At 59.9% G+C, this 24,247-nt stretch carries 13 protein-coding genes; 7 read left to right on the top strand and 6 right to left on the bottom strand.

The window, feature by feature from the left end; genetic code table 11:
- Positions 1-37 precede the first annotated feature (37 nt).
- Positions 38-487 (bottom strand): cyanase, encoded by a 450-nt coding sequence (gene cynS, locus K414_RS0109220; RefSeq protein ID WP_027495685.1) that lies wholly within the window; start codon positions 485-487, stop codon positions 38-40.
- A 183-nt stretch (positions 488-670) separates the two neighbouring features.
- On the opposite strand from cynS, the gene K414_RS0109215 reads away from it, so the two are divergent.
- The gene (locus tag K414_RS0109215; RefSeq protein ID WP_027495684.1) at positions 671-1,585 is read left to right on the top strand and encodes an aldo/keto reductase; all 915 of its coding nucleotides are present in this window, start codon (positions 671-673) and stop codon (positions 1,583-1,585) included.
- A gap of 41 nt (positions 1,586-1,626) precedes the next feature.
- On the opposite strand, the gene K414_RS26510 is transcribed toward K414_RS0109215, so the two are convergent.
- Both K414_RS26510 and K414_RS29090 read right to left on the bottom strand, forming a co-directional pair.
- The gene (locus K414_RS26510; protein WP_037219060.1) at positions 1,627-2,508 is read right to left on the bottom strand and encodes an oxygenase MpaB family protein; all 882 of its coding nucleotides are present in this window, start codon (positions 2,506-2,508) and stop codon (positions 1,627-1,629) included.
- The gene (locus tag K414_RS29090) at positions 2,505-4,448 is read right to left on the bottom strand and encodes a hypothetical protein (protein WP_027495683.1); all 1,944 of its coding nucleotides are present in this window, start codon (positions 4,446-4,448) and stop codon (positions 2,505-2,507) included. Before K414_RS29090 ends, K414_RS26510 begins: the two co-directional genes overlap by 4 nt.
- A 232-nt stretch (positions 4,449-4,680) precedes the next feature.
- On the opposite strand from K414_RS29090, the gene K414_RS26505 reads away from it, so the two are divergent.
- Positions 4,681-5,310, top strand: a complete 630-nt coding sequence (locus K414_RS26505; RefSeq protein WP_051365028.1) for a TetR/AcrR family transcriptional regulator — start codon at positions 4,681-4,683, stop codon at positions 5,308-5,310.
- Positions 5,311-5,429: 119 nt separating this feature from the next.
- Here the strand turns inward: K414_RS26505 and K414_RS0109195 are convergent, their stop codons facing one another.
- A complete protein-coding gene (locus K414_RS0109195) occupies positions 5,430-6,206 on the bottom strand; it encodes an SGNH/GDSL hydrolase family protein (RefSeq protein ID WP_037219961.1) in 777 nt (258 codons plus the stop codon).
- 93 nt (positions 6,207-6,299) lie between these two features.
- Here K414_RS0109195 and K414_RS0109190 point away from each other — a divergent pair, with 93 nt between their 5' ends.
- Positions 6,300-6,860 (top strand): PadR family transcriptional regulator, encoded by a 561-nt coding sequence (locus tag K414_RS0109190; RefSeq protein WP_027495681.1) that lies wholly within the window; start codon positions 6,300-6,302, stop codon positions 6,858-6,860.
- A 95-nt stretch (positions 6,861-6,955) separates the two neighbouring features.
- Complete coding sequence (locus tag K414_RS0109185; RefSeq protein ID WP_027495680.1) at positions 6,956-7,360, top strand: nuclear transport factor 2 family protein; 405 nt, start codon at positions 6,956-6,958, stop codon at positions 7,358-7,360.
- Between the two features lie 806 nt (positions 7,361-8,166).
- Here K414_RS0109185 and K414_RS0109180 read toward each other — a convergent pair.
- Positions 8,167-11,004, bottom strand: coding sequence for a hypothetical protein (locus tag K414_RS0109180; protein ID WP_152530393.1), 2,838 nt, complete (start codon positions 11,002-11,004; stop codon positions 8,167-8,169).
- A 398-nt stretch (positions 11,005-11,402) separates the two neighbouring features.
- On the opposite strand from K414_RS0109180, the gene K414_RS0109175 reads away from it, so the two are divergent.
- Positions 11,403-12,038, top strand: a complete 636-nt coding sequence (locus tag K414_RS0109175; protein WP_152530392.1) for a hypothetical protein — start codon at positions 11,403-11,405, stop codon at positions 12,036-12,038.
- A 549-nt stretch (positions 12,039-12,587) separates the two neighbouring features.
- Here K414_RS0109175 and K414_RS0109165 read toward each other — a convergent pair.
- On the bottom strand, positions 12,588-17,330 hold the full coding sequence (locus K414_RS0109165) for an ATP-binding protein (protein ID WP_027495676.1): 4,743 nt from the start codon (positions 17,328-17,330) through the stop codon (positions 12,588-12,590).
- Between the two features lie 607 nt (positions 17,331-17,937).
- Here K414_RS0109165 and K414_RS0109160 point away from each other — a divergent pair.
- Positions 17,938-21,855, top strand: coding sequence for a hypothetical protein (locus tag K414_RS0109160; RefSeq protein WP_027495675.1), 3,918 nt, complete (start codon positions 17,938-17,940; stop codon positions 21,853-21,855).
- Between the two features lie 413 nt (positions 21,856-22,268).
- A complete protein-coding gene (locus K414_RS28875) occupies positions 22,269-24,122 on the top strand; it encodes a pentapeptide repeat-containing protein (protein ID WP_152530391.1) in 1,854 nt (617 codons plus the stop codon).
- Positions 24,123-24,247: the final 125 nt, after the last annotated feature.

The following is a 24,247-nucleotide window of genomic DNA, read 5'->3' as shown; positions in this document are numbered from 1 at the left end:
TGCCGACACCGTTCACCGGATCGGCTCCCGAGTTCAGCTATTCGGTCCATCGATAGTCGAGGAACTTCCCATCGAACGTCACCACGACGCGATCCCCGTCATCGTGCGGGCGACGTTCGATGTTCATCGTGAAATTGATGGCACTCATGATGCCGTCGCCGAACTCCTCGGCGATCAGTTCTTTGAGTGCGGGACCGTACACCTCGAGCGCCTCGTGGAATCGGTAGACCGTGGGATCTGAAGAGATGTCGAGTAATCCACGATAGGGAGCCAGGGTGAGCTCGAACAACGAGCCTTCGGGCATGCTCAATTTCTCTGCGAGCAGATCGGCCTGCGCGACGCTGAGAGGATGCTGGCCGTACAGTGCCGACACCGTCCATGCCACCGGCATGTCGATGGCCTCGGCCAAGCTGGCCCAACTCAACCCTGCACGGGCGCGTGCAAGCCGAATCTCACCGATCAATGGCTTCCCTGCGAAATCGGACATCCGCTCTCTCCTCCGTAGTCGTTCTGCAGGCCGGGCCTTCTCAACATCGCGTGGCGGCCCAGCAACTTCCCAGCCTCAGCCGAGAACCCATGTCTCGCAACATTTCGTATCGAGGCCGCGGGCGCTACCCGATCGCGGATAGGGTGGTTGTTCTCTCCCCGGCACAACGAAAGTACTGACGACATGACGCAACTCGGTCTCGGCCTCGCCGCACTCGGACGTCCCGAGTACCTGACGGTCGGGCACTCGGCCGCTGTGGACGGACGATTCGATCCAGCAGCCTTGGAACAGCTGTGCCACGCAGTACTCGACGCTTCGTGGGACAACGGAGTTCGACACTTCGACGCCGCTCGCTCCTACGGGTTGGCCGAGCGCTTCCTCGGCAGCTGGTTGTCTCGCCACCCGAATCGGCGCGAGAACCTGGTGATCGGCTCCAAATGGGGATACGCCTACGTCGCCGATTTCCAGCGGGGAGCCGAGGTTCACGAGGTCAAAGAGCACTCGGTCGAACGTCTGGCCGAACAGTGGCCCCAGACCCTGCACGAGCTGGGCGGAGCACCCGATCACTACCTGATCCACAGCGTCACACCGGACAGTCCTGCCCTCACCGACACGGCACTGGTCGACGAACTACGCGCCGTAGCCGAGAGTGGCACTCGAATCGGCATCAGCACCAGCGGCCCGCATCAAGCCGATGTGGTGCATGCTGCGCTGGAGATCGGCGTGTTCAGCTCGGTGCAATCGACCTGGAATCCGCTCGAGCCGTCCGCAGGCCCCTCTCTGGAACGCGCGCACGACGCCGGCTGGTTCGTCGTCGTCAAAGAGGCAATGGCCAATGGTCGACTCGTGGCAGAAGATTCAACGCTCGGCAGGGTCGCGGATTCGGCCGGGGTCGGCCGTGACGCATTCGCGCTGGCATGTGCACTCGCGCAACCGTGGGCCGATGTTGTGCTCTCCGGCGCGGCAACCGCCGCTCAACTCGAGCAGAATGTCGCCGCTCTCTCGATCGACCGTGAGCTGATCGCCGCCAGCGACCTGGAACTGCATGAAACTCCAGAAGCCTACTGGCACAGACGGTCCCAGCTGGCGTGGACGTGACGACTGCTGGTGTTCCCGTGATCATTCCCCGCGCTACCTGATCAGCCGCGGCCGGCCGCCTTCGCCCGTTGGTACCCTACCTCGTCCGGCATCCGTGCCCCGTAGCGATTGTCCCCGAAATCTATTGCCAGTGAGCGGTTCAGAGGCAAGAGGTGCATCGGCAGGGTGTGGACGTACGCCGCGAGGGCCCCGCGGGCCACAGCCCGCATCACCGGCCCCGGGCTCGGCAAGCCGTGGATTTCGCGAAGGCGCGGTGGACAGAACACAGCGATGATCTGCGCGTCCCACCGCCGCAGCGGTGCAGGTAAGCATCGCTGCCCGAAGGCACGTATCAGTGCAGCCGTGATGTGTCGCCCATCCTCGCTGGCGGCGTATTCCGCTTCTTCGTACAGCTCCGCCCATGCGCTCAGCTCGGCACGGGTTTCCGGTATGCCCTCCAAGTGTTGCCGCACTGCGACTTTCCTCCAGAAGAGCCACTGCGACTGCAATTCCGCCGGACCGAACGGCGAGTGCCCCAGCGCCAGTGTGAGATCATGTGGGTCGAGTGCGAGCGTCGACAGGGTGTACAGCGAATCTTTGTTCCGGATAGGGAAATTGGCATGTATCCGGTTCAGGCGGTCGATCCACTCGCGGCCTGTGAGCGAGTTCGGTCCATGGTCGAGCAGCTGTCCGAAGAACACGATCGTGTCGTCGTTGCGCTGCAGCGTCTCTCGAACGATGTCGCCGGTCCCGCGGCGGTACAGAATGCGCGCCATATTCGGCACGGCCACCTGTTTGATGAATGCAACGGTGAAGAGCGCATAGACAACCCTGTTCTTTCCGTTGAGCGTGACCACCGACAAACGCGCGATCTCGTCGGCATCGACAGTCGGGTCGAGAGCGTGAATCTGCTGCCGGACGCGTCGGCCCGAAACTCGGTTCATGATTGCGGCTCGATTCGTAGTTCGGTTCGGCCCCCGAGGTCGACGGCGAGGACGAATCGGCCGTCGCGTCCTGCCCTGACGGTCGTCTCGACAGCACCGACGGCCATGTAGTCCCGCTCGGGTTGCGCGTTGTCGATGGTCAGATGCACTCGTTTTCGTTCCGCGCCTGGATGGAGAACGCATTCGAGCGCTGCCCCGTCGCTGACGGCGCGGCCCACCAGGACGTCCGGATACGACGCGTCGGCCAGACGTGGTCCGCGGAGCCAGGTCGAATCGGGTCCGTGACCGACGAGGTCGCGCAGACCGGCATGCCGGCCGAATCGCGCCATCAGCGAGTACAGGTTTCCCTGTGTGGAGGTCTGCGTGAATGTCGTTGCGTCGTTGACAGTTCGAGTGGGTTCGTGATGATCCAAATGAGCCAGGACGTTGGCGGCGACGTCCTCGTCGCCGATCTCCCGGGCTGACATCGCCAGCATGATCTGACCGAAGGTATCGCGACCGAAGGAGTACGAACCGGCATCGACCCGATTGGCCAGAGTCTTCGGCAAGTGGAACCGCTCGCCGTCATGGCGCAGTACCGTATCGCGCATCAACCACCACGAGCGGTGCGCGAGGTCGGGCATGGCCGCGTGCATCCAGTACGTCGTCGGTAGCCAGACTCCGTCACCGGACCATGGGCTCCAGGAGATTCCGGCCGTTTCCGATCGGACACCGATGATCCGGCCGTCGGGGCGATGGAACTCCTCGAGGTATGCCCTACGGATTGCGCCTTCGAGATCGTCGAACATGTGAGTGCCGTGGAGCCTGTCGTGCATGACGAGCGTGTTGACGCCGAAGGTGTTGCACACCGGATAGATCCAGCGAGGTTCACACGAATACAGAGTGAACTGTGATCTCTGCATGTTCCTTTCGATCGATGCCGAGAGCGTATGGAAATCGTTGGCGTACGACTCGGTATCGGACCACCGATACGTCAGCGCTCCTGGCTGGGAGAAGCGGTCGTCCTCGAGGCTCTCGAACATCCCGACGGCGACACCCTGCCAGCCGGTGAGCATGATGTTGTCGGTGTTCGCTACCGGATCGCGACTCGATTTCATTCTGCCCCAGGCATTCTCGAGAGCCCAGTATCCCCACACTCGTCGATCGCTCATCTTGTGAATCGACCGTGCCGCAGCCTCGGCCAGGTACCCCGAAAACGCAGGGGCATAATTGTACCGGTATGTCGACAGCGTGTAGCCGAGGATGCTGAGCTGGTACCGCAGCGCTGCCTCTCTGAACTGGTCCCGTCGGTCGAACCCGTCGAATCGATCCACCGGCTGCAGAGCGAGGTCGAAAGCAAGCCTCATTCGGGTGAGGTCCTCGATCGACGCCTCGCCCACCGGCAGAACGGGACTCGACGGAACCCGCGTGACGGGGACCTGAAGTTCGTTCAACACGAGATTGGTACGGGCCGCCACACCTCGGCGTCGATGATGACGTACTGCGTGGGCAACGACAACCAAGACCAGCGAGGTGGGCACCGCCGCGGAAAGTGCTGTCACAGTGGCGCTGTCGATGTGGTGATAGCTCGGCATTGCCACCGCCCACGCCGCATTCAGCCCCCACACGATGAACGGTGCGACGAATGCGCCGACCATCCACCAGAGCAGTACGGCCGCAACCAACGACCCGAGCGCAACGACGCCGAACAGAACGTGTCCGTGGGCAAAGTGGCCACCGCCCGGTACCAGCAGCTCAGCGCCCAGCACCTGGACGCGACCGGTCCCGGCCAGAAGAAGGGTCAGACCCGAGATCCATACCGCGGCGTAGACGATCATGAATTTTCGGATGACTCCGGCCGTCACGGGTGGAAGAAGTGGTGCTCGATCGTCGAGGAGCGGGACCGACATCGGCTCGGTCATGGGCTCGACGGGTAGATCCTGCGGCGTCGCGTTTTTCACCGGAGTACGTCCGATCTCTCAAGGGGGCCGACGGCATACCGTGCCGTGGGCAGCTCGCGCACGTCTCGCCCGCCACCTCTCGCCCATGAGATCGGCTGTGCAAAAACCCGCGACAGGATCGACAGGATGGCAATTGCGGCAAGGCAACACACCATGACTACTCCAATCAGGAACTGCGACGTAGCAGTTCCTGAATGATGCAGCGTGGCTCCCCGGGTGTCAAGATGTCGGTATGAACTCGATCGATGGCCCCTCCCGCAAGTACGGCGGTCTGTCTCAAGAGGAACGACTTGCAGATCGGCGAGATCGCCTCAGGGAGGCCGCACTGGATCTTGTGCACGACAACGGCGTCACCGAGCTCACGATCGGCGCGGTATGCGCTCGAGCATCTCTTGCAAAGCGCTACTTCTACGAGACCTATGCGTCCCTGGAAGAGCTGTTGTCGGCGGCCATGCAGGGCGTTTTCGACTCCATCTCGGAGGCCATCGACGCGGCGGGCACCCTCGGAGTCTCGGATCCCCGGCAGGTACTGACGGTGGCTATCGAGGCGGTACTGGACGCGATGGACGACCCGCGTACAGCCCGCCTGTACCTCGAATCAGCAGCCAGCCCAGCACTCCTCGCGACGCGCGATGCTGCCGTGGATCGATACGTGGACCAGCTTCTCGGCTTGATGGCGACGACGTCAGCCGACGACGTCGACGCACAACTGGTGGCACACTTGCTCGTATCCGGCTCGACGCACGTGGTAGCCATGTGGCTTCGAGGTGCACTGCCAATCGAACGGGACGAGTTCATCGGGCGACTACTGAACCTCGCGTCGACGGCAGTCGCCGGTCTCGGTCGAGTCGAACAGCGATGACGGGATCGAACAGCACCACCGATTCCGGCCTCGAACTGTGTTCGTCGATAGTCCCCCAGCTGGCTCCTACGGGACACGCGCCCATGGCAGTCGATTATCGGTGCCTGTACGACTCGGCCCTACCCGACCAGCGAGGTCAGCTCGGGTCGTTTGGCCGTACGACTGTCCCCCGAGGAGCGTTTACGAATCCGACGAGTCAACCACGGCGCGAGGAACATTCCGGCCCAGGTGAGGTCGGCGCGAACTCGGGAGTGCAGGCGCGGTCTGGCAAGCGGTGCCAACGGAAGATTCCATGCGTCGGTGGCACCCGGTAGACCGAGGGCGTAGGCGGCAGCCGCAGCGAGCCGCGCATGTCCCGTCTCGTTCAGATGCAGTCGGTCCCAACTCCACAGCCGGGGATCAGAGGCCACGTCATGCTTTTCGAGGTCGATCACGACGACATCGGATTCGGCTGCGACTCTGCGAATCTCGGCGTTCAGCTCGATCATACGCCTGGCGATGACGGTCCTTCCGGGGACCGGGTGAGCGAGGCGGGGAAACGTCATGGTGATCACGGTGCAGTCGGCCGCTCGCAGCGCGGCGAACATTGCGCCCACTTCACTCGCCACGGTCTTCGCATCGAACTGCGGACGCAGGATGTCGTTGACACCGGCAGCGACGGACGCGACGGTCGGCTTCAACGCCAACGCAGCCGGCAACTGCTCGGCCTTGACCTGCGCGGCTTTACGACCACGTACCGCGAGGTTGGCATAGGCGACCCCGTCTGCGCTCTCGGCCATGAGCTCGGCGAGCCGATCGGCCCAACCACGAAAGCCTGTTTCGTCGTTGCCGTCGTTCAGCCCTTCCGTCTGGCTGTCGCCCAGGGCTACGTATCGCAATTGTTTCGTCTGATCCACCACGTCCACCGTTCTTTCACTCGACGTCAATATACAACAAGTTGTCTAGTTCCTGGCCTGCCCGCCACCTCGCGACGGGTACTGTGCTGGATCATGTCGCTACGTGATGCCGTGCTCGCCGCACTGGTCGACGGGGAGATGTCGGGTTACGACCTGTCCAAGGCGTTCGACGCAACCGTCGCCAACTTCTGGACTGCCACTCCCCAACAGCTCTACCGCGAGCTCGATCGAATGGATCGAGACGAGGTGATCTCGGCGCGACTGGTCGAGCAGGACGGTCGACCCAACAAACGCCTGTTCAGCCTCACCGACAAAGGACGGACAGCGCTACGCCAGGTCAGCCATCGGCAACCGAAACTTCCTGCGATTCGCGACGAGCACCTGGTGGCGATCCACGCTCTCGAAGCCGGCGACCTGCAGCCGATGACCGAGGCGATCCGAGAACGAATGCAGCTCTCGCGCGACAAGCTGGCTCGGTACGACCGGATGGCGCACCGCCTGCTCGACGGACGTACCGAGACCGATTTCCTGGCCACCGCCGATCGCATCGGCCCGTACCTCACCCTGATGCGGGGACGAATGTTCGAGGAGGAATCGCTTCGCTGGGGTGCCCGCGTCCTCGAAGTGCTCGACGCTCGCGCTGAACGCGAATAATCCCGCCGAACACCCGTTCATAGTCGCAAAGTTGTGTAGTGTTCGGTCACCAGCCGAGGGTGTCGCAGGCCCTGGCCCCACCCAGGAGATGACGCGTGCAGCAGTTCCGACAGGCCGTCGAGGCCAACGACCACGACGCCATGGCCGCCACCCTGGCCGATGACGTCGTCTTCAGCTCCCCCGTCGCATTCAAGCCGTACCGCGGCAAGCAGACAACCGCGGCGATACTGCGCGCCGTCACCCGCGTCTTCCAGGACCTCCGCTACGTGAAAACCGTAGAAGACATCGGCGGCCGTGATCACGTCCTGTTCTTCGAGGCCCGCATCGACGACGTGACCGTCCACGGTTGCGACATCCTCCACCTCGACTCCGACGGCCTGATCGACACCTTCACCGTGATGGTGCGTCCGCTGTCGGCTGCGCAGGCACTCTCGAAAGCCATGGCGACAGAATTCGCCGCTGAAATGGGCTCGATGGGTTCGGCAGACAAGACCGACTGACGCGCATCGGCGGGTGATGCAGGACCTTCGATGTTGGGTGACGGTGTTCGCCAGTGCGCCTCTCGGCAGGTGGCCGCTCGTGGCGGCTGATGGTTGGTCCCCGGGGCATTGGGACCGAACACCGTCGATGGAGTCAACGACGACTCGGCTCTTCGTATTCCGCGCCGCGGCAATGTGGTGGGCCCGCGGTCGCGCATCGATGACCTGAATCCACGCCCCCAATCGGAATCGACACCTCCTACGAAGGGTGTAAATCCCGACGAAGGGCGTCGATCCGCCCCGTCGACTCGATCAGCTCCCCCGTTCCGGATATCCGACTCCGATCGGCGTCGGGTATCCGAAACCGAGGAGCCGATCCGAGACGAAAACACAAAAACTCCGATCCCAGGGACGGAATCGGAGCCAAGAGAGCCTCCTAACGGGATTGAACCGTTGACCGCTCGCTTACAAGTATGTTGCGAGACAACCAGATACGTCCGCATGGAACCACCTCGGTTGTCCTGAGCTGGCTGAATAGTCCAGGCAGTACCATCCGAATCCACGTCCGTTCGCACCGCCATGTGACACGCTCGTGACACCGAGATCGGCGACGAGAATCCGTCTGGACCATGGTGAATCTGCCTGAACACGAACTGGTTCGTAGCGCTCTCGGCACCTAGATCGCACTCTCATTGCGCATCCCATCCTCGAACTCACGGTAGGAGCTCTCTCGCTACATGAATAGATTCGGCCTCCGATTTACCTGAAGAAGCCTTGCCGAATTTGTTCATCGACGGAGACCCGTGAGCAACACTGAACTGGTCGGTTCAGTGTTGTCTTCGAGGCAGACTAGTGAACTCATCCAACGCTACCTCGTACGCCTTGGTCCGAGGATAGTTGCTGTGAGTGAGCACAGAACGCAGGTATCCAGTGTGGTCGAGGTCCTCAGCGACGCGGTCGATCCGTTTATCCTTATCCTCATAGCCCCACACAGGGAGCCCAAGATAGTCTGTACGACGCCACAGATTGATCCATCGATTGGCCCCCTCACTAGCCAGCCAACCTTGAAGGTTGACAGGATCGGACGTGGGCTCCTCGGACGTGGGCTCCCCCTGGTCGGCCAGCCGACCCTCAAGGTCAGCGGGATCGGACGTCGAGTCCGCTTCGCAATATTCGATTTCCGACTGCCATGGATCGTGTGACCAGAGCGAGCTCGCTCGGCACCGTGGCGTTCCAAGGACGTCTGGGCCGAGGAGTTCTGGGAACAATCGCCCGAAGTACGCACGTAGTTGGCTACCATAAGACAGCAAAAACACCCGATTCTTGAGGTCTGAATCGAACTCGGTGGATAACATCACCGCGACTGCAATCACGGACCCCAAACTGTGGGCGGACAATATCACCGTACGAAGCGGTGGTTGAGACTCTTTACCTCCGGAAGTGGAGGTGGCCTCGGGGGCGGTGGCGAGCCAGCTCTCGCAACGCGAGATTACCTCGGGCACGACGCGTTCCGCGTAGCAGGGCGGAGCAAGCGGATGACCCGCACGCGGCAAGAAGCACACCAAATCCCACGCCAGGCCCAGCGGACGGGTTCCTCCAACTACGGAACCGCCGGCAGCCAAACCGACCACGGCAAGTCCTACGGTCGCTAGAGTGAACATTCCGGTATTGACGACGAAACCCATAGACCCGTTGATGAATCGCTCGAAGGCCGTGTCCGCTGCGATTTGGCCACTGAACCCTGACACCGCAACTGCCAGCGAAAGCAGGAGAGCGATAGTCCCCAATATCGCGAGAGCACCGACGTACCGCTCGGCCCGGTGGCTGAACGCTGCGAAGCGGCTTGCCGAACTACTGCGGTCAGAATGCTCCAACCCGGGCCCGGTGAGCGGCGCCCAGGTCCACGTGCGGACGGCAGCAAGCGCGCCAACGATCAGCATTCCAACAACCACGAACGGGGCGGTCGCACCGAACCAGACGTACGGCCGGGGTACCCTGAGAACAGCGTCCTGTTCGGGCTGGTTAGCCACGCACTCTCCGACACATATCGGGTCGATCGCTAGCGCTGCACTGTCAGACGTTCCTGTTCCAACCAGCGCGGCTGCGGACGGCCCAGAGTTGAGAAAATCGCCTGCGGCGACGCTGACAGCACTCGACAACATCATCGCCAGCATGAGCGCGAGCAGCAGAAACACCCCTGGCGCAGTCCCACCCCACGCCTCGTATGAGGACTGCAAGCGATCGCGGCGAACCACGGCGACAAAGAAGACAACGCCTAGAAGGCCGGCTGCACAAAGTAGCCACATTCGTAGTGACGGGTGCCCCGACGCCACGATCACCAAGGCGACCGCCGGTCCGCTGAGCGCAAGGAGATAGCGCGCAGCAGTCGAAGCCTGGCTCAGCTTCCTCCACGACAGCGCGGAAAGAGCGATCCCGACCAGCCCGGCCGCGAGTGCTGTGGGGACAGCCGAAATCCCCAGCATCGAACTCGATTGTGGATTCCTATCGAAGGCGGCGAGCAGGGATATCTGAGTCATGGTGATCAATGCGGCGAAGCCCAGCGGGAGCCAATCGCTGCCGAGCCATTTCGCCTTCAAGGACTTAGGTTTCGGTGCCGTGCGCACATCTGCCGCCCTGTCCGTCCGAGTTACGACTTTGACTGCGATCCAAACCAACACGATTAACGCGGTGGTTGCGACCAGTGCTTGCGTTCGCGGGAACCCCGCCTGTGCGAAGGGCAGCCGCACGCAGGATATTGAGGTGAACTGAGCGAAGGTCACGCACTGAGTCGACCCGTCGTATGCCATATGTACTGCCGTGCAGAATGTCACGAGGGCCGCCGTGGCAGCAACGTGATGAAGTGCAGTGACTTTGGTGATTGCTTGGTGTGACCAAAAGCCTCTCGTCGAGAGCAGTGGGCGCTCGGGGGCAGCCTCGGCGGCGTCGAATCGGCCCGCGCTACTGATTTCAGACTGTTCATACCGAGTGCGGGTGAGTGCGCTGAGAAGTCCGAGAGCCACTATGCCTAGGATCGGGATCAAGCTGAGAAGGGCCAACCTACGCGACTGCGGCCACCGCTCGAGAAAATCCAACTGCGAGGGAATATTGCTACACCGCTGCCCTGAGCTCGGGTAGCATTGCACCGCAACGAGATCCAGAACGATCGACGCTGCCGTCATTGCCATGAGCAACGTGAGCAGAAGTCCGGCCACCCGAAGGGTCGCTGCCCCAGGCGCAGACCGCCACCCCGTTTTCGGGGCTGCACCCTCTGTTTTTCCTTGGGGGTGTTCTTGCCTGGTGCTGTCGGCCGAGTCGTCGAGACGACGACTCCAGTACGCGACGTTGACGAGCCCGAATGGGAGAAGTAGCGCCCAGCCCACCCGTGCAGCGCCGCCTACAGTCTTGCCGATTGTTCCTTTGTCACTCCCAAGCGAAATCCGGGCCATGCCTCCCCACGAATAGGCCTCACGCTCGATTCCCTGGCGAATGTAGCCCCGTTCATGTGGTTCGATACTCTCACGAAAAGCTTCCGTGACTTTCCAAAAGCTTCCCAATGAGTCGCCCACTGTCATCTCGACAGAATCGTCTGAAACATCTAGAGCATTCTGAGGTTTAGTGTTGTTGACACCGTGAATACGAAGCTCGAGAACATGACGATTGCTCATGACACTCCTTAGTTCGGATGGCTGGAGAGTACTCACAAGTCAACGCATCGTCTCAAGATTTGCGAATTGTCTTCCATGGTGCCGACCGACCCGATCGGCAAGCGTCGACCTATCAGTGGTCACGAGATTCCCCAGGCCCCGAACAGGTCCACCAACGCCATGGGGACACCCTCCAGAACACAAAGCACCCGGTCCGCAGTCCGTGCACGCTCGTCCAACAGAGCGCCTGCTTCGATAGGCAAATGAATATGTCTACTGGGTGCCGTCGTGCCCAACCCGGCAGGCACGCTCGCTTCTCGTGTTGGTTACAACCCGATGCGACATCGTCCACGTCGTGACGTGATCCTCGCGCTCCGGATGCGACAGTGTGCCGGGCATCCGCTGCTAGCATCCCCGCCATGCCACCACCTCGCATACCTCCGGTTCCCCCGCTACCGGCATTGCCGCCCTTACCAGCCCTACCAGGTCACAACGATGGATGGCTCAAGAAGAACGCAGCACTACTGATCGGTGCGCTCATCGCGTTGGCGGCAACCATCGGCGGATCCTTGGTGGCATACAACGCAACATCCGAGCAGTCCCAATCGTCTGCCGAGCAAAGCGCACTGCAGTTTCAGAGAACCCAACAGAAAGAGGCGTATTCTGACTTCTTGGTAGCTTACGATGCTGCGATTGAAGCTAGTTACCTCTTGGGCGGTGACCTTGACCCAGCAATTTCGTCAGTCTACGGAAGGAGTTTCGCTACAAATTTTCTGAGTTTCGTAGCGGCCGTGTCATCAATCGAGCAGTGCGGTGCGAACATCGCACTCCTTGGATCTACGGAAACGAACACTCAAACGACCAACATCGTCAAAGATGCGTCGGACGCACAATTCGCGTTATCCATGGTGAGCCAGGCCATGAATGAAACGGCACCCGACGAGAAGGCCATTCTGAGTTACTCTGACCGACTTGGTGAAGAATTTGAAGAACTAATTTCACATAGGGAGGCATTTTTGTCGGCCGCGAGGTTCGACCTAGGTCTACCAAGCTGAGCGTCTAACCGTCTAGTTAGGCACCGAAACGATAAGAGGTTTGGGTTAACCGTAGAGACTGACGTTCAGGCTCGCACTAAGCCTTCAGAATCGCGCTTGTCGACCAAAGTTCGATGCTCTGGCAACAACCGCTCTTGCGCCCAACGGCCGAACACGACCGAGTTCACTCCACGGACGACTTTGGATGTCATCCGCTCAAGGACACACTGGCGTACGGCTTGAAGTACGAATTCCATTGTTGAAATGCAGGTGCAGCTGTGCTTGAGATGCAGAGGATTGAAGGTGACTTCGCGAGCGAAGCCGGTACCTCGCATCGACGTACGAGCGAGATCTGCTGGACTCAATCGATGGACGAGCGCCACCGTTCGACCCAACGCATTCGAGCTGAAAGCGACGAGCAAGCAATGGATCGCGTGTAGTGAGGAATCCGCCGACTGATCGGAGACGGCTTGAACTCCGCCTCAGTAAAATCTCCGTGGCTTGACCCAACCTCCAGTCCGGGACGGATCCGGCGGGCGGCAGACTCCCATCCAAGGGTGTCAAGTTTTCTCACAGGACATCGTCTGCTTTGGAGCTAGCACCGCCGGCTCCGGACTCGACGAACCGATCAAGGATATCTAGGCATCGGTCACGATCGCTTGATCCGGCCGGCACACGCGCGTAGACCGACAACACCGTGTCGATGACACTGTAGGCGTCAGCCGCCTCCGAAGTACTGAAATTGCCTGCCGTATCGCACCAGTCTGCTGTCCACTTCTCACAAAGACCTAGTGCGGTAGAAGGGATCTCGTTGAGGCGATCCGACAGAGCCGAAAAGAGCGGGCCTGGGTGCTCCTTGAACACTGTCGTCATACCCACCCTGTCGAGAAGGGCCGCAAAGGGTTCCAAGGACTCAGGCAGATAGTTGCCCAGGAACTGAGTCTGTTCTCGGACCACCTCAACCGGGTCATTCATTAGTGTCACAAGAAGGCCGAGGTCTGCACACGGAGAAGAATCTGGGACGACGGTGCACTGCGGCAGTTCGTCGACCAACTGCGTAAGGAAGTCAGCAACTCCTGTGCGCCCCTCGATCGTCTCGAGGGCTGTACCTAGCAGGGCCTGAGAGCCGGACTCCTGCAGATCCATACCGCGGACCTCGAGAAGTGTGATCAATCGGGCCGCATACGCCCAATTGTCCGGTAGCGGGGACGAAGTCAATGCCTTGAGAACAGTGACTGTCAGTGCTGGATGCGTCGTTGCGATTTGAAATATCAGGTGATCGAGTGCAGGTGCCCTTAGTCCGTGAGGTGTTGCGACAGAGAGCCAACTTCTCAAGAGTTCCGTTGCCAGCGCGGCGTCCTGCATGTGGACAGGTCTGAGCGCCTGTGGGAGCCAGACGCGGACCCGTTCGGAAGGATCTTCGACTATTCGGTGGAGGGTAGGGGTCAAGATCGCCAGCCTCTGCGGCCGAGTGCCGGTTGGGATCAAGACTTCTGCGATAGCGAGAACCGCAGCGCCTCTTGGCTTTTGAAGTCCTTGGGTCGCGACGCCTTCGTCCGGCTGCGGTTCTGAAACGGCCGGATGACGGTCGATGTTACAGATCGCGTCGAGCATGAGAATGATGTCCTGTGGCAGGTCTTGATGGTGTGCGACTGATTGGATGAGTTGAGTGATGCAAACGTCGAGATCCGAGTCGACCGGCCGTGTGAATGCGGATCGGACAGCATCGTAGATGCTGATTCCGTCGGCGTGTTCACCGACCTTCGCCGCGTCGGTCAGCCCACGAAGTACGCCGATCACCAGGCAGGTCGGCGCGGTTGCGGGAAATTCCGCGAGGAGCCGACTGAAACGGGCCATCTCTGTCGCGGCAGCGGTGTGGAGACCACGCCTCACGCGGTCTACGTCGTCGGCGTCGTCATCGAGGGCCGATACTTCGTCGACTAGTTTGAGCCAACGTTCATCGTCAAGGTCTATCGGATCGGCTGGTTCTACGACCGACGGAGAGAAAACGGCGAATCCTAGCGTGGGCTCCAGTGGCTGCTGGCCGTTCTTATCGTTCAGTTCAGCCAGTCTCGTGCGGAGGTCGTCCGGTAACTGGGCTGTCATAGCCCTACCCAGCAGCGCCAGAACTGCGTGTTCCTCATACTCCAGGCGCGAGTCCGGCGCTGGGCCCGTCGTCGACAAGACACCGATGCCGTAAGCGCCCCTTACGACGCTTAAGACGCGGCTGCGCTGCTCGTCGCTTCCAACCGTGGCAATTCGTGCGACTGCAGCACCCCACGCCCAGCCGCTGGACCAACCTTGCGCGAGGCCCCTGGTGCGCGGGTCGAGGATCCAATCGACCGCCTTGTCAATCAGCGGCCCGGTGGCGTGACTGTATGCCGCTGCGACAACTTCCTGCGCGGCGAGTAAATCTGAGGATTCGAACAGAGCCAAAGGAGCGATGAGCGATTCTGGAGCAGATTGTGCGACAGTGCGCACGCTATCAGCGAATGCGTCAAATAGGCCGCCGCGGAGGGAGCGCTGTCCGTGGACCGACAGACTGTCAAGGAAGCCGTCGTCGGGATTCATACTTGACTGCAACGGTATCCAGCGTCGATCGGTTACGGTCCGACGCAGTTCCTCGAGAATCGTCTGGTCGAGCGACTCGATGAATTGTAGTGGTGCGGCGCTTGCGCACTGAGCAAACTCAATGGAGTCCGCGCGCCGACCGAACGGGCCCTTACGGCCCAGTATGGACCCACCGATCCCCGTGGCATCGCAGATGTGTCGGGCAGCGCGGAGACAGACCGCAAGCGCGGCGGGCCCAATCTGCGGCGCGTTTCGGATGAGTCCGCTTACGGCAATCAGGCCGTGATCGAATATAAAGTTCAACAAACTATCGACACCAATCCGCGGTGGACTTTCAGTGTCTCCGGGCGATTCTCGAGAAGCGTCATCGAAGGCATCGATGACAGCGTCTATGACGGTTTCGTACAGCTCGAGTACGTTCGTGCCGGAATCGGTCGGTCCAGTGAGCATGACAAGCCGCACCATTGCGCCCAGCCAGTCGGTTATGCGATCGGTCAGATGTGCGATTGGCAGTGCAGCGCGTGCCGCCTCGTCCGGTCGTGTTCGTGCCGCCTCATACAGTATGTAAAGCAACTGTTCGGGTCGAAGGCCGTGGAGGAGTTGAACCATTGGCGACAAGGGCGAGGAAGAGGTCTCGTCGCCGCAGTATTGAGCTGCTGCGTGAACCAACAACCCGTTTCCGGCTAGTGCAGCGACGTAAGGTGGTGAGGTGATATAAGTCATCGCTATATCGCGCAGCTTGTCGTCATTGTCGGCCGCGATCGCGAGCACAAGTTTGAGTTCGTCGTTGCTAACCGACTCTAACGAGGTGAGCATCGACAGGACCGCAGCCCGAATGTGCGACCTGTTTTCTCTGCTCAGTACTTTTGCAAGGTCGGCTTGATAGCTCGATGGGTCCTGGTCGCGTTCGATCGTCAGCAGGGCGCGGACTTGGCCGCGTCTGAGGAGGGTCTGCGGTCCGGTGGCGAGCATGTCCGCGGCGGACTGCCCGACGTTGAGCGATACGATCGCCGAAACATAGTCGAAGTAGGACTCGTGAAAGAACCGAAGAACGTTGCCGTCGTTGATGATTACTCCGTAGTGGATTAATCGATCGATGGTGTTTCGGCGTCCGGAAAACCGGACAGCTGGGACCGCGAGGGTTCCCAAATCCGTCATCATGGCCGCGATCTCCATCGTGATCGTGGCATATCCGTCGGTGCCGAGTTCCTCGGCGAGAGCTCGTCCTTTGACCTGGTGATACCGATCGAGCAACGCAATCCGTGACCTAACGGCGAGCAACGAGTCGGTGCCTGTTTGTGTGCCATCTTCGTATAGCGACACAAATAGCGCGAGATTGAGCGGGCTTAGAAGGAGAGCAGACAATTTCGGGTCAAGGTTCGACACCGATAGCCCCAACGTAGTGAGCGCCGAACTGACGTCGGCCTCCGTCAGATCCCCGACTACTATTTCAGCGCACTGAGAGTTCTCGGCGTCTGATTTTTCTGCTGCCACTCCCAAAACCGTACGCAACTGGCGGTCGAATTTGAGGTCCTCGCTACGACACGCGATGATTATTCGCAGACCTATCGACGCGCGGGCCTGCTCGAGGAGATCTTGCAATGCGGCGCGGATTGCCGTACCTCTGCCGGATAGGGTCGATGCGGAATCTGCTTGGTCTACGACAAGTACGCCGGTTCCGATTGCTCGTGCGCGCGAAATGACACGAGCTGGAGACCCGCCGAAGTCTATTCCGTTCTGCCTTCCTAGCCCGTCGGCCGTCTCGGTTGGCTGGGCCACGTCCAGTCGTACAACTCCCACCACGCAGTCTCGTTCCTCCAGCCCGCGAACCACCTGGCCCAATATGTGCGATTTGCCGGCCCCGGGTGCACCAGTGACGACAATGGTGGACGGACCCTCTCGATCCACTATGAGATCTACTATTTCCCGCGCCTGTGTGCGATCGATCGCTGGCAGTGCGGCCGGGCGAGATTTGTCGACGCGACGCGTATAGCGGTCGGAGGTCTGCCTAACTGTGACCGAGAGGTCACTGTCAACACCATGGATTCCTCGGTGGCCTCGGTCGTTCAGGTGGCTTCGTAGCGCGGCGGCCGTCACTGGCCGTGGAGCTGTGTCTACCAGGTACTGGCTGATCACCGCCAGGGCAGAGTTGGGGTCACCCTCGAACATCGAGTTGAGAATCTCGGTTGCGCTGTAATGCGCAGTGTTTTCACTTGCCACATCGAACGAAATAAGTTGCAAGCGCTTGTGAAGTTCGGCCTCGTCGACACCCCATATTGTCATCAGCTCCGAGTGGGCGGCACTTTCTGGTCTGCTTAAGTCGGCCGGCAGCTCATCCAGTGACATTCGTTTGGCTTTTTGCTCAAGGCCACGCATAATTGATGTTTGTTCGGAAACGAACACCGCGCGCTTTCCTTGAGAAGTCCATTGGTCCAGACCGCCGAGAAAGCCTTCCTTCTTCAGAGCGGAAATGGTCCAGCTGGAGCTATGCGAACGTTTGCATTGGTGCGCCTCGTCGACATCTCCAGAGTGGTGTCCGGTCAGCTCGAACTCGAAGGGGAGACCGTCGGGCGGCTCGATCCGCAATGACGAGTAGGTACCGCGGAGGATGGGAATGACGCCACGGAGAACGGTCCAGTACTGCTCGTAGCGATCGCCGAGCTTTGCACCGAGCCCTCCACCCGCCGAGGTGGCCGGGGGTGGCGGTTGCTTGGGCTTTTCGTCCGCCTGTTCTGATGGCATGACTGAGACTAACCCCGTCGTGATACACCTCGGTTGTCCCCCTGGGGAGCGCGTCCCGAATAACCCCACCAGACACCACTGAAGTACACGCTTCGAAACTCCACCACGGAACATGCAGGCTACTGTCGGAGCCCAATGCGATACTTCATGCATGCGAATCATGCTCGGAAGCAGTACGTGAGCTCCGCAACGCCCACTGTAGTTCCGGGCGGCGAGCGGATACTGCCAACTCGAGGCTTTCCGTGGCAGGAATTCGACGAGTTCACCGAAAGACCTCTGGGGGCACACCGGTTTTGCAATGGGCAGGTAAGCAACGATATTCCGAACGTCTCGGGTGACCTTTATGACGCTTGAGGCGGACACACCCCGACGGCCCATAGATAGGTTCTGGGTACCCGCAGGGACGATCTACACCGTCAGCCCCGAAGGGTGGTTGCAGCACTTCACCCACAACTCTCTCTTCACTGTCAGCTCCGACGCCGTCATGATCAAAGAACTCGCGGCGCATCGATGTTTGGTACTGCTCGGCGAACCAGGCATCGGTAAGACCACAACGTTGCAACCCCATACCCCGCTCACCGCTGAATCATCAACCGTAGCAAGGCACATGACTGTCGACCTCGCCGGCTATTCCACCGAAGAGCGTGTCCTCCACAGAGTTCTCGAAAGCTCGGAGATCGACGACTGGCTCGCCAGCGCAGACACCCTGTGCCTCACATTGGACAGTTTCGACGAAGCACACACCCGCATACCCACATTGCACACGTTACTGGTCGGCTCCCTCAGTGAGTGGGACCGAACACGGTTGATACTGCGGATCGTCTGTCGCACAGCAGAATGGCCCACGTCCCTCGCAACATCGCTCGACGAACTCTTCCCATTGGTGCACACCTACGAACTACTTCCACTCCGCCGCGAAGACGTGCCCGCTCTTCTCCCGACCACGGTCGACCCCGAACCATTCTTGAACGCGGTTGAGCGCAGACACGTCGTACCGCTGGCGGCACGGCCCCTCACGTTGCGCCTGCTGACCAAGACATACGAGAAGAACGGAGCACTCCCCGACCGAGCGACCGACCTCTACGAGACCGGATTAACAGCGCTGAGCGAGGAGATGAACGCCTCGCGGCGCGACGCGTCGACGACACCCACATCCACATCGACCGAGAGACTCAACATTGCCTCGGGCATCGCGGCTTATTCGATATTCGGGGGGTACCCCACGGTTTGGACAGGGGCCCTGGTCGACGCCGAACCCAACGACCTCACCGCAGACCACATCGCAACGCAAACCGCCGCCCCACCCTCAGCGATTTCAGACACCCTGAGCACAGGCATCTTCAGCGGAGCCGGTCTGGGCAGACTCACGTGGGCGCACAGCACATTTGGGGACTACCTCGCGGCGCGGTGGATCGTAAGGGGCAACCTAGACGAACACCAACAACGGTCCCTACTGCTCGCGGCAGACGGCAAGATCCACCCCCGCATCCAACAAGTCGCAGCCTGGGTGGTTTCGCTGGACCCTCGCCAGGCCGACTGGCTGATTCCAGCCGATCCCGAAGCGTTTCTCCTCAATGTCGACCTACCCAACGATGACGCTCGGTCACTCGTGGTGAACGAACTCCTTGCAGAAGCCAAGGTCGGCAATCTATTCCACGACTACCAGCGAAACCTGTCCAATGTGCGACACGCGTCGCTGCCCGGGCAACTACGACCTGCACTGGCCGACCATGATGTCGAGGTGCGGCAACTCGCTATCGATATCGCCCGGCATTGCCGCATTTCGGAACTGGTGTCGGAGCTGGTCAAGATCGCCCTCGACACAACGGAAAACGAACAGCTGCGCGTGGCCGCGGCGGTCGGTACCCACGAGCTAGCGCTAGACAACCCGCGCGATGACCTTCTCCCTCTCATCAGATCGCTGGACGGCGCACCTGGCAGCGTTGACGATGTTTCCCGTGAACTACTCGGTGCCGCCCTACTGGCTTCCTGGCCGCACGCACTCTCGACGGCCGACGTTTTCGCGACTCTGGCACCACGAGGCCCCCGCAACGCGATCGATCTCTATTCCAGTTTCATCAGCGACCTCGCAGACTCCCTAGGCTCCGCAGACCTCGAACCCGCGTGCGCGTGGCTCATCGACAATGCGTCGAAATACGACGACCCCCGAATCAGTCTGCTCGTCGACTCCATCGTCGCTTTAGCCGTCCGCAGCGTCCCGAATCCATATGCGGTAACAGCGCTCAAAGCAATCGCCTACGCCCGCGCCGACAACTACGAAACTCTGTTCCCAGAGGACAGTTTTGATGCAGGCTCACAAGTATCGGACGAGAATCGTCTGGTCTTGGCACTCGCTTTGCTCGAGGATGCCACCGACGATCAAATCTTCAGCATCGTCGATCCACCGGGAAGTCACGAGCACCCTCTCATCGGACCAAGTGACTTGACCTGGCTCATCGCTCAACACAAGGAGGCAACCGGCCGATCGAAAGAGACACTGGCGCAGGCGATCCACATCGTGTTCTCACCGTACAACCGCGAGCACATCGACGTCGTGCTGGAACTCACTGATGATGAGCCGGCTGCCGAAGTGCTCCGACACTGGAGAGGAACCGTCGCCACCGACTCGGCCGAGGCCTCCGCGTCTAGAGAGTATGCGCAGCGTACTGCGGAAAGACGCGGACTCCACGCTCAACGCGAAGCCAACGCAGCATGGATAAACCCCCGCATCGCTGAACTTGCGTCAGAAGCGCGGACAGGCAACGCCGACTCCTACTGGCACGCTCACTTCCTCCTGACCACCAGACCAGGAACCGACGTGACTGCCAATGTGCTCGAACCGGATCCCACCCGTCACCCGCGGTGGAAAGAACTCGGTGACGAAACACGCGCAAATCTCGTCACGGCATCACCGATGTATCTCGTCAACGGTCACTGCAGACCCGACGACTGGCTGCTTCAGGACCTCCTGCATAATCCCGCACTCGCGGGGTACCGAGCGTTGATCTTGCTTCTGCGATTCGCGCCGGACGAGCTCGACGCGCTCTCGTCCACCGTGTGGGTGGAATGGGCACCCATCCTCGTAGCCTGGACGGTAGCCGTCAATGGAGCACGATCCGATGACAAGCGCGAACTCCTCCGGCGCGCACTCCCTCATGCAAGACCGGAACTCACTTCCGCAGCTCTCGTTGTCGTCGAGCGTGCTATCGAATCCGGACATCCGGTGTTTCTACGAGACGAACTCGACCTTCTGTGGAATGACGAGTTAGCCATAGCTTTGCTCGACCGCCTGGCTGACACTGCAACGCAACCGGATACCCGCGCAAGCCTTCTGGACGCATTCAAAGTCAAGGGTGTCGACCACCCGAGACCATTGCTTCACTCGTGGCTCGAAGCGCACTCACGGGCCTCACACCCCGAACGCGCCCAGTACACGGCAGCATGGCTGCTCTGGAACGACGCCGCGGAATCGTGGACTCTGCTGTTCCAGTTGATGAACGACGACCCGGACACTATGGAAGCCGCACTGCTTCAGGCCGGCCACCAATACGATCGACACATACCTACACTCGACGACGAGTCGTTGGCTGACCTCTATATCTTCCTCTGCCGACACTTTCCCCCGTCGGAAGATCCGCACGACGAAGAAGTGCACTACATAGGACCTCGCGAATCTCTTGCAGTCTGGCGAAACGGAATCCTCGACGCACTCGTATCGCGGGGTACCCAAACGTCGATCGACGCTATCCGGCGAACCATTCAGGAACTACCACAGCTAACGTGGCTCACCCACGTGCTCCGACGCGCAACCCGCATACACCGCGACCTGACCTGGTCCCCCGTTGCCAGCTCCGACCTCGAACAGCTCGCACAGGTCCGGCAATCGCGACTCATCAGGAGCGAGGCCGACCTCTTCGCGGCTACGCTCGACGCGCTCGGTGCGATTCAGCGGGTACTTCAAGGTGACACCCCCTCGTCACCTTTGCTGTGGGACACGTTTGCACGACGACCGAAGTCCGAAGACGAGATCTCCGACTATCTGCGCACTGAACTGACGAACCGTCTCGGCGGTCGCGGCGCAATCGTCAACCGCGAGGTGCAGGTTCGTCGCCAGCCGACCGCAGGCATGGGTGAGCGGACCGATATCAGAATCGACGGGAACCCGCGGACAACGTCGGAGTTGTTTGTCGAATCGGATCAGCTGACCATTGCAGTCGAGGTCAAAGGAAGTTGGAACAGCGGCATCGAGTCTTCGATCAAGACTCAGCTCGTTGATCGCTATATGAAGGACCTACACAGCTCGCACGGAATCTACATCGCCATCTGGTTCGACCCTGAGTCTTGGAACAACAATGACGGACGAAGGCGACGGGCAAAGCGACATGGAACCGCAGCGATGCTGCTTGAACGCCTCGTTGCAGCCGCAGAATTGGTTAGTGACGATAGACGAAAAGTCGAGGTGATTGTTCTGGACGCGTCGTTACGGCGTCAAAGTTCTGTTTCGAGCGAACTAAGTTCGCCTTAGTAAAAGGTGGCGTTCACCGGCTGGCATTCACCAATCCGTCGACGACGGTACGGAACGACCCTAAGTAGACGTCCAACCGACCAAATAAGGGACATATCGGGCTCCCACGCAAAGCAGCGGAGCGCAGAAAGGCTAGTTGCCCAACAAAAGTCGACGTGACTACAGACAGCAGACCGGCCCCCTGTGCTCTCACGTCGATGCTTGAGGTCAACCAGAATGTTGCCGTTAGATCTAGCAGATCATAGTCGTGAATTCGCACAGTCAGTCACAGTTCGGTTCAACCGAACCTTCCGTCTGGTCCCACCTGCAGCCGATGCGGTCTTCAGAACCAACCTTGCCCCAGGCGTTCCAACGGCGGGTCCTGCTTCCTTACGTCTATCTTTGTGGTCAGATGGCATATGGAATCTGGACGCATGTTGGGCATCAGAGCAAAAGAAAACACCGGCGGTACCGTAATTACGTCAACGCCGTCACCTGTTCTTCACAGGACGCCAACCCTCACGACGGCGATCTGCGCCGGCTATGCAAGTACGTTGCTTGGGGTAGCCGCGTGGTCACAATTTGCATCAGCACCCCTCGCGGTCCCGATTGCACTTTCTGCCGTTGCCGTATTCTTCTTCTTGCTGTCAGCGATTGGGTTATATGCCCAAACCACCGGCCGGCGGCTGAGATTCATCGGGAAACAGCACCAACTGAGTACTCAAGCGTCAGCCCACGAGAAGGACCGCGTTAGAGCCGAATCCGAGGCGAGACAACTTCAAGCAGACGTGCAGCGCATGGGCGATGGCGAACCCATCGTTCGGATCGGTGCCGTTCGTGACATAGCTCGCCTTGCAGATGAGGCGCTAAAGGGCGAGCGGCCCCAGTTTGCCGGTGAGTGTGTCTCAATTCTATGCACTTACCTCCGTCTTCCCATCGCAGACGGGGCTGCCAGCGAACTTCATGTTCGAGCTGAGATTGTGAGTCAGATTGCGGCACGTCTCCGGAATCACCAAGACAACTTAAGCTGGACCAAACTGGCACTTAACTTCACTAGTGCATCATTCGGTACCGCAGACTTCTCCCGGTGCGTATTTGGCGCTGAGACCACTTTTGACGGCGCAACGTTCGACGGTTCGGCCATCTTCACTAACGCCTCATTCACGGAAGACGCAAATTTTTCTTTCACAGACTTTCGGGGTAACTATACGCTCTTCGATAATGTAAATTTTAAAGGCATAGCATACTTTGATAGAGCCACCTTCGCTGGAGGCTTAACTTCATTTCATTCTGCTTCTTTCAAGAGCAAATCAATCTTTAGAAGTTCAAAGCTCATGTCCGAAATCAATTTTTCAAAAACCTACTTTGCCGCCGCCGTATCGTTTGAAGAGGCTGATTTTCTGTCGGGGTACTCGTTATTCGAAGGAGCTACCTTCAACAGCACGCTTTCACTTCGTGCCGCTTCGCTCTTTCCGGGTGCGTTGGTCAATTTCTCTACTGCGCAGCTCAGGGATGGAGTTTCGTTTCGTAACATGGACTTCGCCGGGGGACTCCTAACTATAAAGTCGACGAAGATGCGCCAGGGCATCGAGATTGACTTCCGCGAGCCCCAACGGTGGTTAGTTGCACCGGAGGGGCCGTGGGGCGATGAGCCGCCAAATCTATTCGCCGCGGGCAGTCACATCAGTGTGCTCCCGGCGGTCTGGCCGCCAGGAAAGGCGGATACTGCCCCAGAAGCAAACAGCAATGCCCGCGGGCTTATCATTCGAGTCCCCGGTGGCATCGAAAGTCTCGATGCACTAGGCCGCTTCCTAACCGACATCAATACCGCGTACCAAGCTTGCTTTAGGCTGGCATATTCAAGTCAAGACCCCCCATCCTTGGTGGTCGCTTATGTGGGAACCGGGTCACTAATACTCGAGCTGGTAGAGCAATATAAGCCTTGGGTAATCGGCGGGGGTGCAACCGGAGGCCTCGGAATTCTTTCTCTTCTAGGCAAGACTTTGGTTAACGGGAAGGTAGAACAGCTGACGTCCTTGATTCCGCGAATCAAAACGGAGCACGCCCGCTCGGAAGCGAACGCTCAAGCTGCCCGAAACGAACGCACACGCCACGAAATTGAGGGAGTAAGGCTCGACGCAGAGTTGAAGCGCGTTCGCGAGGAAGCAAATGAACGGCTGGAACTCCAACAGACTGTGGCCCCAATCATCGAGAGGATCCGGCACGTTGCTCCGAATTTAGAGCTTGTGCCTACGAGACAAGAGGGCGGCGACACACCAGCCGGATGATAGTGGGCTCATTTCCGACCGTCAATATTTGATTCCGATCGTGCGCAACACCGAACTTCTGAAGAAATCGCCAGGTGGACTGCCCGACCTGTTGACCCCTGCTATGACGGCTCAGCAAACACGTC

This window comes from Rhodococcus sp. JG-3, assembly GCF_000482405.1.
GTDB lineage: Bacteria > Actinomycetota > Actinomycetes > Mycobacteriales > Mycobacteriaceae > Rhodococcoides > Rhodococcoides fascians.
Note: the sequence above shows the minus strand (reverse complement) of the source record. Positions and strands in the feature narration are given on the sequence as shown.